This is a genomic window from Verrucomicrobiia bacterium (assembly GCA_035765895.1).
Classification (GTDB): Bacteria; Verrucomicrobiota; Verrucomicrobiia; order Limisphaerales; family DSYF01; genus DSYF01.
Window position 1 is genome coordinate 1 of sequence record DASTWL010000017.1, and the last position, 10,529, is coordinate 10,529.

General features: G+C 63.0%; 9 protein-coding genes. 1 reads left to right on the forward strand and 8 read right to left on the reverse strand.

Translation table 11 applies throughout. The features are described 5' to 3' along the window. Positions 1-153: 153 nt before the first annotated feature. From VFV96_04060 to VFV96_04080, 5 genes are all read right to left on the reverse strand, one after another. Positions 154-1,425 carry an adenylosuccinate synthase gene (locus VFV96_04060; GenBank protein HEU5069572.1) on the reverse strand — a complete coding sequence of 424 codons (1,272 nt, stop codon included), beginning with the start codon at positions 1,423-1,425 and terminating at the stop codon, positions 154-156. Between the two features lie 136 nt (positions 1,426-1,561). Continuing rightward, positions 1,562-2,074 (reverse strand): hydrogenase maturation protease, encoded by a 513-nt coding sequence (locus VFV96_04065; GenBank protein ID HEU5069573.1) that lies wholly within the window; start codon positions 2,072-2,074, stop codon positions 1,562-1,564. 3 nt (positions 2,075-2,077) lie between these two features. After that, positions 2,078-2,758 carry a Ni/Fe-hydrogenase, b-type cytochrome subunit gene (gene cybH / locus VFV96_04070; GenBank protein HEU5069574.1) on the reverse strand — a complete coding sequence of 227 codons (681 nt, stop codon included), beginning with the start codon at positions 2,756-2,758 and terminating at the stop codon, positions 2,078-2,080. 8 nt (positions 2,759-2,766) lie between these two features. Beyond that, positions 2,767-4,482, reverse strand: coding sequence for a nickel-dependent hydrogenase large subunit (locus VFV96_04075; GenBank protein ID HEU5069575.1), 1,716 nt, complete (start codon positions 4,480-4,482; stop codon positions 2,767-2,769). A gap of 1 nt (position 4,483) precedes the next feature. After that, positions 4,484-5,614 carry a hydrogenase small subunit gene (locus tag VFV96_04080; protein HEU5069576.1) on the reverse strand — a complete coding sequence of 377 codons (1,131 nt, stop codon included), beginning with the start codon at positions 5,612-5,614 and terminating at the stop codon, positions 4,484-4,486. A gap of 227 nt (positions 5,615-5,841) precedes the next feature. On the opposite strand from VFV96_04080, the gene VFV96_04085 reads away from it, so the two are divergent. Continuing rightward, entirely contained in the window at positions 5,842-6,648 is an 807-nt protein-coding gene (locus VFV96_04085) for a histidinol-phosphatase HisJ family protein (GenBank protein HEU5069577.1), read from the forward strand. A gap of 46 nt (positions 6,649-6,694) precedes the next feature. Here the strand turns inward: VFV96_04085 and VFV96_04090 are convergent, their stop codons facing one another. The 3 genes from VFV96_04090 to VFV96_04100 are packed head-to-tail and all read right to left on the reverse strand — an operon-like array spanning position 6,695 to position 10,254. Next, positions 6,695-8,038, reverse strand: a complete 1,344-nt coding sequence (locus VFV96_04090; protein HEU5069578.1) for a hemolysin family protein — start codon at positions 8,036-8,038, stop codon at positions 6,695-6,697. Further along, positions 8,038-9,024 carry a CNNM domain-containing protein gene (locus VFV96_04095; GenBank protein ID HEU5069579.1) on the reverse strand — a complete coding sequence of 329 codons (987 nt, stop codon included), beginning with the start codon at positions 9,022-9,024 and terminating at the stop codon, positions 8,038-8,040. Before VFV96_04095 ends, VFV96_04090 begins: the two co-directional genes overlap by 1 nt. Beyond that, complete coding sequence (locus VFV96_04100; GenBank protein HEU5069580.1) at positions 9,025-10,254, reverse strand: hemolysin family protein; 1,230 nt, start codon at positions 10,252-10,254, stop codon at positions 9,025-9,027. Between the last annotated feature and the right edge of the window lie 275 nt (positions 10,255-10,529).

Below are 10,529 nucleotides of genomic sequence, written 5' to 3' on the forward strand. Positions count from 1 at the left end.
CATGATGATGGCGACGTGCTGGGGCAGATTCGCCTTCGCTTCGGCGCTGAGGTGCGGAGTCGAACTCATGGGCGTTGAATCGTGAACGGTGAACGCTGCATCGAAATGGACAACGCGCGCGATGCGACGGTTCAACCAGGCACGATATAACGACTATAAAAACATCGTCTGCTCGCGGCCCGGACCGACGGACACGATGCTCAACCGCGCACCCGTCAGCTCGGCAATCGCCTTGAGATACGCTTTCACCGGCTTGGGCATCTTCGCCCAGCTGCGGATCTTGTCGAGCGGCTGCCGCCAGCCGTCAAACTCGGCGTAAACCGGTTCACAGCGGGCCAGCACCTCCACGTCGGTCGGCAGGTAGTCGTAGCGCTTCTTGCCGTCGCGATAGGCGATGCAAACTTTGATCGTTTCCAGCGTGTCGAGCCCATCCACGTTCGTCACGGCAAGGTCGTCGATGCCATTGACCATTTGCGCGTGACGCGTGGCAACGGCGTCAAACCAGCCGCAGCGCCGCGCGCGACCGGTCGTCGCGCCGAACTCGCGGCCGAGGCCGTGCAGGAGATCGGTAATTTCGGCATTCTCCGTCGGCAGTGGTCCCTCGCCCACGCGCGTGGTGTAGGCCTTCAGCACGCCCACAACGCGGTCAATCCGGTGCGGCGGCACACCGGACCCCGTGCAAGCCCCGCCCGCCGTGGTGTTCGAGGAAGTGACAAACGGATACGTGCCGTGATCAATGTCGAGGAACGTGCCCTGCGCCCCCTCAAACAGCATCGCCTCGCCGCGTTGCGCGCTGTGATGCAGCAACACGACCGTGTTGGCCACGAACGGTTTCAGGTAATCGCCTGCCTCGCGATAGGCGGCGTGAATTTCCTTGAACGAAAGCGGCTTCGCGCCCAGCGCCTTGAGCACCTCGTTGTTCTCCTTGATCCGCGCCTTGAGCTTCTCCTCGAAGCGCGCGGGATTCACGAGATCGCCCACGCGCAGACCGACGCGCGCCGCCTTGTCGCCATAGGCCGGACCAATGCCGCGCTTGGTGGTGCCGATCTTGTGCTTGCCCTTGAGCATTTCCCGCGCGCCGTCGAGTTCCCGATGATACGGCAGCACAAGATGCGCGGTTTCGCTGAGGAAAAGATTGTCACCGGTGACCTTCACCCCGAGTTTGCGCAATCCTTCGATCTCGGCCACGAGGCTGACCGGATCCACGACCACGCCGTTGGCGATGACGTTCTTCACGCCCTTGCGGAGGATGCCGGAGGGAATGATGTGAAGGACATACTTCTGGCCCTTGACGATGACCGTATGCCCGGCGTTGTTGCCGCCCTGCGAACGGACGACGACCTGCGCCTCATCAGTCAGCACGTCAATGATTTTGCCTTTGCCTTCATCGCCCCACTGGGCGCCAACGAGAATCGTGTTTGCCATAAATCGAAATAAAAAATCCCCGAACAGCAATCCGGGGCAAAGCGCATGGTCTTTGCGGGCAGAAGCTAGAAACTTTGCGCCCACCGGTCAACGCAGGATTCAGTTTCTGTGAAGTGACGCAGAAGATCGTCGGCAGTCACGCCGTCAGAAGGGCTTTGACTTGACGGACCACCGCGGGCAACGCCGCCGCCACCACCGGCGACAACGCCACGCTCATGGGCTGCAACTCGCCCACCGAAATGGTCACCAGGTCCAGCGGCGGCAACGGCCCCAGCAATGCGGCGGATTCAATCAAATCCTTCAACCCGATGTCATGCGCGCTCAACGATGGCGGGAAATCCCGGGCGTATTGGGGATGCAGCACCGAAACCGTGCCCGGCGGATGTCCGTCCGCCGCCGCATCAATCAGAATCAGCCGTTCGTAGTCACGCCAGCATCCCAGGAGGTGAAATCCTCCGGTGCCGCCATCCAGGAGATCGGCGTGCGCCGCCAGCCCGCAGGCTTTCAATCGCTGGATGGCATGCACGCCGACGCCCTCGTCCCCGAGCAGCACGTTACCAACCCCAAGCACCAGCACCCGGCGACGTGCCGGGTCCGGACTTGAAACGTCATTCGTCGGCTCTTCCGCCGTCGGCAGGCACAGTTCCATGGTTCAATGTGGCTTGGTTTCCTTCTCGATGAACTTCCAGCCACCGGCCATCGAGGAGATGCCGCCCCGTCCCTCCACGTAGTCGTGATAAAACGCCAGATAGACGTGGACGATGGTGAACAGGATGAAAAACCACATGAACAGGTGATGCCACTGGCGCACGGCAAAATCGCCGCCCATCAAGGGCACGACCCACTTGAAGAGCCGCGGCAGCCAGGCATCACTCATCGCGGCATAGAGCGCGAAACCCGTTGCCGACTGAAGCAGGAACGCCAGGAACGTGAGGAAGTAGGTGAACCCCGCCAGCGCGTTGTGCCCCACGGTTTCCACGGGCCGGCTGTCGGTTTGGAGCACGTCCACCTTCAGCACCTGCCTGATCTCGCGGAACTGCTTCTTCCGGTAGATGATGAAGTTCTTCCAGCTCGCATACTTGTTGCCCACGAAGCCCCAGTAGATGCGAAAGAGGAAGTTGAAGAAGAAGATGTAGGCCGCCACGAAATGCACGCAGCGGTTGACCCCGAACCAGTAGGAATACGACGCCTCGGACGCCTGTTGCACCGCCAGCGGCTGGCCGATCAAATAACCCGTCCCCGCCAGCACGACGACGCAGAGCGCGTTGAGCCAGTGGTAGAAACGGACCGGGATTTCCCACACGTAAACGCGGCCCAAAGTGGCTTTTTGCATGTGACCTCCTAGTTGAAGCAAATCCGGTGCAACGTGCGCCCCTGCGGATCGTGGAGATGCACCGCACACGCCAGGCACGGATCGAACGAGTGTATCGTGCGCAGCACTTCCAGTGGCAGTTCCGGATTCGCCACCGGGGTGCCGATGAGGGACGCCTCATACGCGGAACGCGCCCCCTTTCCATCGCGCGGGGAGGCATTCCACGTGGTGGGCACCACGAGCTGGTAATTCGCGATTTTCTGGTTCTGGATCACGATCCAGTGGGCGAGTGCGCCGCGCGGCGCCTCGCTCAGGCCCACGCCCTTCGCCTCAGCCGGCCAGAGCGCGGGATTCCACTTCTCGCCGTTGTGCAGGCGCGAATCGCCATTCCTGATGTTCGCCAGCAACTGGCCGTAGAACTCCTGCGCCCACTGTGAAATGAGAACGGTCTCCAGACCGCGCGCCGCCGTGCGGCCCAGCGTGGAAAAGAGCGCCGTCAGCGGCACGTCCAGTTTCTTGAGCGCCGTATCCACCACTTCCTTGATGTCCGCCCGGCCCGAGGCGTAACCCACCAGCAGGCGCGCCAGCGGTCCCACTTCCATCGGGTGCCCCTTCCAACGCGGCGTCTTGAGCCAGCTGTATTTGCCTTCAACGTTCAACTGCTCGTAGGGCGGCTGCGGCCCGGTGTAGTTGAACTTCGTCTCGCCCTCCCACGGATGCTTCGCCGCGCTGCCGGCATATTCATACCAGGAATGCGCAATCTCCTCCTGCACCTGCTGGACGTCGTGGCCGTCCACGTCGTGCACCCGGCTCAGGTCGCGGCCCAGAATCGCACCGCGCGGGAACTTGAATTTGCCCGGGTCACCAAAGCCGTGCGTCGGCAGGTCGCCGTAAACGAGATAATTCTCCAGCCCGCCGCCGACCGCGCCCCAGTCCTTGTAGAACGAAGCGATGGCCATGAGATCCGGAATGTAAACCTGCTCGACAAACGTCTTCGCGTCCGCCAGCAACCGCCCGACCAGCGCGAGCCGTTCGGCATTGATGGCGTTGGCGTCGTCGATGTTCAGGGCACACGGCGCCCCGCCCACGAGGTAGTTGGGATGCGGATTCTTCCCGCCGAAGACCGTGTGCACCTTCACAATCTCCTTCTGCCATTCAAGCGCTTCGAGGTAGTGCGCCACCCCGAGCAGATTCACCTCTGCCGGCAGTTTCATCGCCGGGTGGCCCCAATAGCCGTTGGCAAAGATGCCGAGCTGGCCGCTCGCCACGAACTTCTGCACCCGTTGCTGCACGTCGGAAAAATACCCGGGCGAACTCTTCGGCCAGTTCGAGATGCTTTTCGCCAGGTCCGCGGTCCTGGCGGGATCGGCCTTGAGCGTGGCCACCACGTCCACCCAGTCCAGCGCGTGCAGATGATAGAAGTGCACCACGTGGTCCTGCATGTATTGCGCGCAGAACATGAGATTGCGCACGAGTTCGGCGTTCGGCGGAATGACGATCCCAAGCGCGTCCTCCACCGCCCGCACCGACGCCAGCGCATGCACGGTCGTGCAGACGCCACAGACCCGTTCGACAAACGCCCACGCATCGCGCGGATCACGCCCCTTGAGGATGATCTCCAGCCCGCGCACCATTGTGCCCGCGCTGTAGGCGTCCACCACCCGGCCGTCTTTCACCTCCACTTCGATGCGCAGGTGGCCCTCGATGCGGGTGACGGGATCAATGACAATGCGTTTGCCGGCCATATCACACTCCTCCTTGTTCTTCGCGACCGTCGCGGATCTCGTCGCTGGTTTTAATTTCCTCCTGGATCAGATGCCGTTTGCGCAGGTTCGTCGAGATGGCGTGCACCGCCACGCCTGCCAGCGTCACGCCCGCCGCCACCGTGCCCACCTTGTCCGCCGTCGTCTCGATGCCGAAACCAGGAAACGACGGCAGATGCTGGTAAAATGGGCCGTTGTCCCAGAACTGCGCCTCGCTGCACCCGATGCACCCGTGCCCGGACTGGATCGGGAAACTCACGCCGCCGTTCCAGCGCATCACGCCGCAAGCGTTGTAGGTCACCGGACCGCGGCAGCCCATCTTGTAAAGGCAGTAGCCGCGTTTGGCATTTTCATCGTCCCACGAATTCACGAACAAACCGGCATCGTAGTTTGGCCGGCGATAACAGGTGTCATGCACCCGGCGCGAATAAAAGGCCTTCGGCCGCCCGAGGCCGTCGAGCTGCGGGATGCGGTCGAACGCCAGCAGATGCACGATGGTGCCCGTCATGACCTCCGCAATCGGCGGGCAGCCCGGCACGTTGATCATCGGCACGCCGCTGACAATGTCCTTGATGGGCTTGGCCTGCGTGGGATTCGGGTGGGCGCCCTGCACGCACCCGTTGCACGCGCAACTGCCCCAGTTGATCACCGCCTTCGCGCCCGCCGCCGCCTCCTGCACGATGTCGAGCGCCGTCCGCCCGGCAATGCAGCAATACGCCCCGTTCGCCCCCGTCGGCACGGAACCTTCCACCAGCATGAGATACTCGCCGCGGTGGCTTTTCATCGTGTCGTGCAACGCCGCCTCGGCCTGATGCCCCGCCGCCGCCTGCAGCGTCTCCGTGTAATCGAGCGAGATCTTGTCCAGGACCAGGTCCGCCACCGTCGGATGGGACGAGCGGATGAACGACTCCGAACAGCAGGTGCACTCCTGGAAATGGAACCACACCACGGGCAGGCGCGGTTTCGTTTCGAGGGCTTTGATCACCTCGCCGACGGAGCTGTTGGACAGTCCGAGCAGGGCCGTCAGCCAGGCGCACGCGCCGAGAAAATCCCGACGGGAAACACCTTTGGACTGGGCCTGCTCCCAAATGGTAGGACGAGTTTGGGGCTTCATAGGTTTGACACGCCGTCGCGTTGACACCTCTTGGGGACAACGCGATTTAGCTACCATCAGCAAATATTGTCAATTAGCCGCACAAAGTTTGCACATCTACTAATCAGGCGAACAGCATCGCTAACACCGCCCGCCGGGCGACGACGCCAAACAGCTCCGCCTCAGGACAGGTCGCGCGCCGATGAATTAAGTTCGACACGCTCGGCGCATATCCGGAAAATTGCCGCATGGCGCTGCCCGCCGACTACCACATGCACACGCCGCTGTGTCGCCACGCGACCGGCGCCCCGACCGCTTACGCCGCGCAGGCCGTTCGCCTTGGCTTCACGGAAATCGGTTTCTCCGACCATTCGCCCATGTTGGAGGACGACTTTGATGACTGGCGCATGCGCAACGACCAGCTTGACGAGTATGTCGCGCAAGTGCGCCTGGCCCAACGCGAGCATCCGCAGCTCACCATCCGGCTCGCGCTCGAAGTGGATTTCCTGCCCGACCGCGTGGAGTGGATTCGCGAACTCGCCGTGCGGCACCCGTGGGATTACCTGATCGGCTCGGTCCATTACGTCTCCGGCGGCTGGGACATTGACAGCCCGTTCAAGCGCGAACTCTGGGAGAAATCGGACGTGGATGCCGTCTGGGCCGAATACTTCGACCGGCTGACGCAGGCGGCGGCATCGGGTCTGTTTGAAATCATCGGTCACACGGACCTGCCGAAGAAGTTTGGCCACCTGCCCCGGCGCGACATGACACCGCTCGTGGGCCAATTCCTCGACGCCTGCCGGGCCACCGACACCGCCATCGAACTGAACACCGCCGGGTTGCGCAAAGATTGCCGTGAGATTTACCCGAGCCGCGCCATCCTCGAACAGGCCCGTGCGAAGGGCGTCGCCATCACGTTTGGTTCGGACGCGCACGCGCCCGAGGAAGTGGGTGCGGACTTCGCGGCGGCCATCCGGCTTGCCCGGGAAACCGGCTTCACGCACAGCCGCCGGTTTGCCGGGCGGAAAATGACCGAAGTGGCACTCGGCCGATGACGAAATCGCGGGTGAACGAGTTGAGGCGGGGGGACCATCCCATCCGCTAAATCTCCACCGGCTCCTCCGCGGGTGCGGGCCGGCGTTGCATGCGCAACCGTCCCACGCGCATGCCATCCATTTCCTCCACCCGCAGTTCACAGCGGCCGAGCGCAAGCGTGTCGCCGATTTTGGGAAAGCCGCCCAGCCGCTCGGTCACCAGTCCGTTGACGGTGGTCAAGTCCCGCGTGGCCAGGGATTCGCCGACGATCTCCTCGAGTTCGTGCAGCGGCAGCGCGCCGGATACCTCCCAGGCGTTCTCGCCCAGCCGCACCAGCAATGGCTTTTCCTGGTCGAACTCGTCCTGAATCTGGCCGACGAGTTCCTCCAGGATGTTTTCCAGCGTGAGCAGCCCCAGCGTGCCGCCGTATTCATCCACCACCATTGCCATGTGCAGCTTGCGCTCCAGCAGCAGTTGCAACACGCGCTCCAGCCGGGCCGTCTCGGGCACGTAAACCAGTTTGCGGGCCACCGGCAACAGCTCCGCCCCACTCCGCGCCCTAAGGCGCATGGTGAACAAATCCTTGAAGTGCACCACGCCGAGCAGCCGGTCCACGTCGCCGCCCTCGGCCAGCGGGAAGCGCGAGTAGCGCGATTTCTCGGCCACGTCCAGGCATTCACTCATGCTGGCCTCGGTGCTGAGGGCGACGATTTCCTGCCGCGGCCGCATCACTTCCCGGCTGACGCGCCGGCGCAGGTCGAGCGCGTTCAGCACAATGTCACGCCCCAGCGTGGTCGCCCCGGCCTGCTTCTGGGCGGTCGAAATCAGCAGGCGCAATTCCTCATCGGAGTGGGCCGCGTCCAGCTCGGAGATGGGCTGAATGCCGAGCAGGCCGAGAAACCACTGCGCCAGATGGTTGAGCCCCCAGATGAACGGAAAGGTGAGCCGGTAAAACCAGTGCAGCGGCTGCGCCACCACGAGCGCCGTGCCCAGCGTCTTGCGGATCGCCATCGCCTTCGGCACCAGTTCGCCCACGACGATCAACAAAATCGTGCTGACGAGAAAGCCCACAATCAGTTCGGTCGTGCTGCGGACGGTTTCCGACTGGACGCGCAGCAGGTCGAACAGGGGGGCAAGGATGGATTTGAAGGCGGGCTTGACGACGGCCCCGGTGGCCATGCCGGCCAGGGTGATGCCCAACTGGGTGGCGCTGACGCATGCCTCCACGTTGCGCACGATGGCGCGCGCGATTTTCGCCCGGCGATGCCCTTTCACAACCAGGGCCTCGAGCTGGGTGTCGCGCAGCCGGATGAAGGCAAATTCCGCCGCCACAAAAAAAGCGTTCATCAGCACGAGCGCGAACACCCCGAGCAACTTGAGTCCGTTTTCGATGAACAGATCCCAGTTCATCAGAGCCGCACCTCCCCGAACACCATGCTCATGATGTCCTGCATCGACACGATGCCCACCTCACGGTTGTCGCGCATGACGATGGCCAGCATCTGCCCCGCCCGCCGCATCCGCCGCAACGCGTCTTCGATGCGAAGGGTTTCTTCGAGATACACCGCCGGCTGGATGAATTCCGCCACGGCCTGTTCCGGCTTGAGATCGGCGCGGTAAATCAGCTCGTCCAAATCCACCAGTCCGACGATGCGGCGCTGCGTGTCGCGCAGGTCCCAGACCGGGAAACGCGTGCGTTTGCGTTCGCGGCACAACGTGAAGAACTCGCCGATGGTCGTCCGGGCCGTGACGGTGACCGCGACGGCAATCGGCGTCGTCACCGCCTGCAACGTCAGGGTTTGGAGGTCGAGCACGCGGTTGATCATGGCGCGCTCCTCGCTGGTGAAATCTTGGGCGCTGTCCTGCATCACCTGCCGGAATTCCTCCCGGTTGCCGAACAACTGGCCGCGGAAAACCTTGCCGCCGCGCCAGCGCAGCAACAGGGCGGAGCCCCATTCCACCAGCGCCACCAACGGCCGCAGCGCCAGGTGCAGGAAGCGGAAAGGCCGGGCCAGCGCGAGACACAGGCGGTTGGGCATGGCGCGGAACAGCATCTTGGGCAGCAAATCGAGCAGCGCGTAAAAGAGAAACACCGCACCGAGAAACGCCGCCCCAAAGGCCACGCGATTCTCCGGCAGCGCGGCGTGCAGCCGGGCGAACAACGTGCCCAGCAAAAAGAAGTTCACCACCGTGTTGCCCACGAAGATGGTCCACAGGAAGTTTTCCGGATTCTCGAGCCACTGTTGCAGCAGCCGCGCAGACGCCTGGCCCGCCCGGGCCTGCTGGCGGATGCGGAGCCGGCTCAGCGCAAACACGCCCGCCTCCATGCCCGACAGCATGAACGACAACAGCGCCGAAATCAGCAGCAACAACCAGTTGATGAGTTCGTCGTGCATCTATTTGACCCGTTCGACCAGCAACTCCCGCACGCGCCGCTCGTCCGTGACGTGCGCGGTCAGCCGCAACCCGCGGAACACGGCGGATTCACCCGGAGCCGGCACCGCTTCGACCAGACGCACCAGCAGCCCACCCATGGTTTCAATGCCCGCCACGTCGCCGAGTTCGGGATACTCGCGCCGAAAATCATCCAGCCGGGTCGCCCCGCTGACGCGCCAGCGTTTCTCGTCGAGTTTGACGACCCGCACACCGGCTTCGGAGTGGCGCCGCATCCGCCCCACCACCTCCTCTAAAATATCCTCGATAGTCACCAGACCGGCCGTGCCGCCGAATTCATCCAGCACAATCGCCATGCCGCGTTGCTGCCGCTGCAGGCTCTTGAGCAATTGCAGCAGGTTCATGGACTGTGGCACAAACGAAGGGAACTCGATGACTTCCGCCAGGTCCACCCCGGGTTCCAGCAGCAGGGCGCGCGTGTTCAACACCCCCACAATGGTGTCGGGCGTTTCGTCATAAATGGGAAGCCGGCGATGTCGATACCGGCGGGCGGCGATGATCATCTCCTCGATGGAAAGATCGTCGGGAATGCACGAAATCGTCGAACGCGGCTTCATCACGTCGCGCACGGTGTGCCGGTCGAGGCTGATGATCTGGAGGATGATTTCCTTTTCCGACGCGTCGAGCGCGCCCTGTTGAAAAGCCAGTTCCAGCAGTTCCTGGTAATCCGCATCGGTCAGGACCGGCTGCGGTTTGACCCCGCCGGGAATGACCAACCGCAAAATGGCCGCGTTCATCGTTTGCGCCACCAGTCGGAGCGGCAGGGTGGCCGCGTGGAAGAAGGACAACGGCACCGCGACACGCAACGACCAGCGATCTGGCCGCCGCACCGCCAGCGTCTTGGGCAGCACCTCACAGAAAAAGACCAGCACCACGAACATGCCCGCCACGGTCACCGCCAGCGGCCAGCGCCCGCTGAAGGCCATCCACAGGCCGAAGCCGAGCATGCCTGCCATGGCGAAGGTGTTGCCGAAGACCATCGTGGCCAGCAGATCCTGCGGCCGGGCCAGCAACCGCCCGACCACCGCTGCGCGGCCGCTGTCTGCCTGGTTGAGCTGACGCAATTGAAGCTTGCCGAGCGAGAACAGCGCCGTCTCCGCCAGCGCGAAGAACAAGCTGGCCGCCGCCGAAACCAGCATGGCCCCCAGGGCCAGTGATTGCGCAAACTCCATGGGCAAATTATGGCCGCGCAAACGAAAGGGAAAAAGGAGAAAGGCAGGACGGAAGTATTAATCTCATGAACGACCCGTTTTCCGGGTGCTGAGTATGTCCATTATTGCGAAGAATAAGGGCTTTACACAATTATCTGGGCCTCACCCGGTTTGATGGACACCTTGGGGGCGGTGCGCTAACAGAAAGCGCACATGAACAAGCTCAAGACTGCTGAACCCAAGCACACGACTGCGGCGACGCCGGTGCCACAAGCCAAACGCTACGATGACGCCTT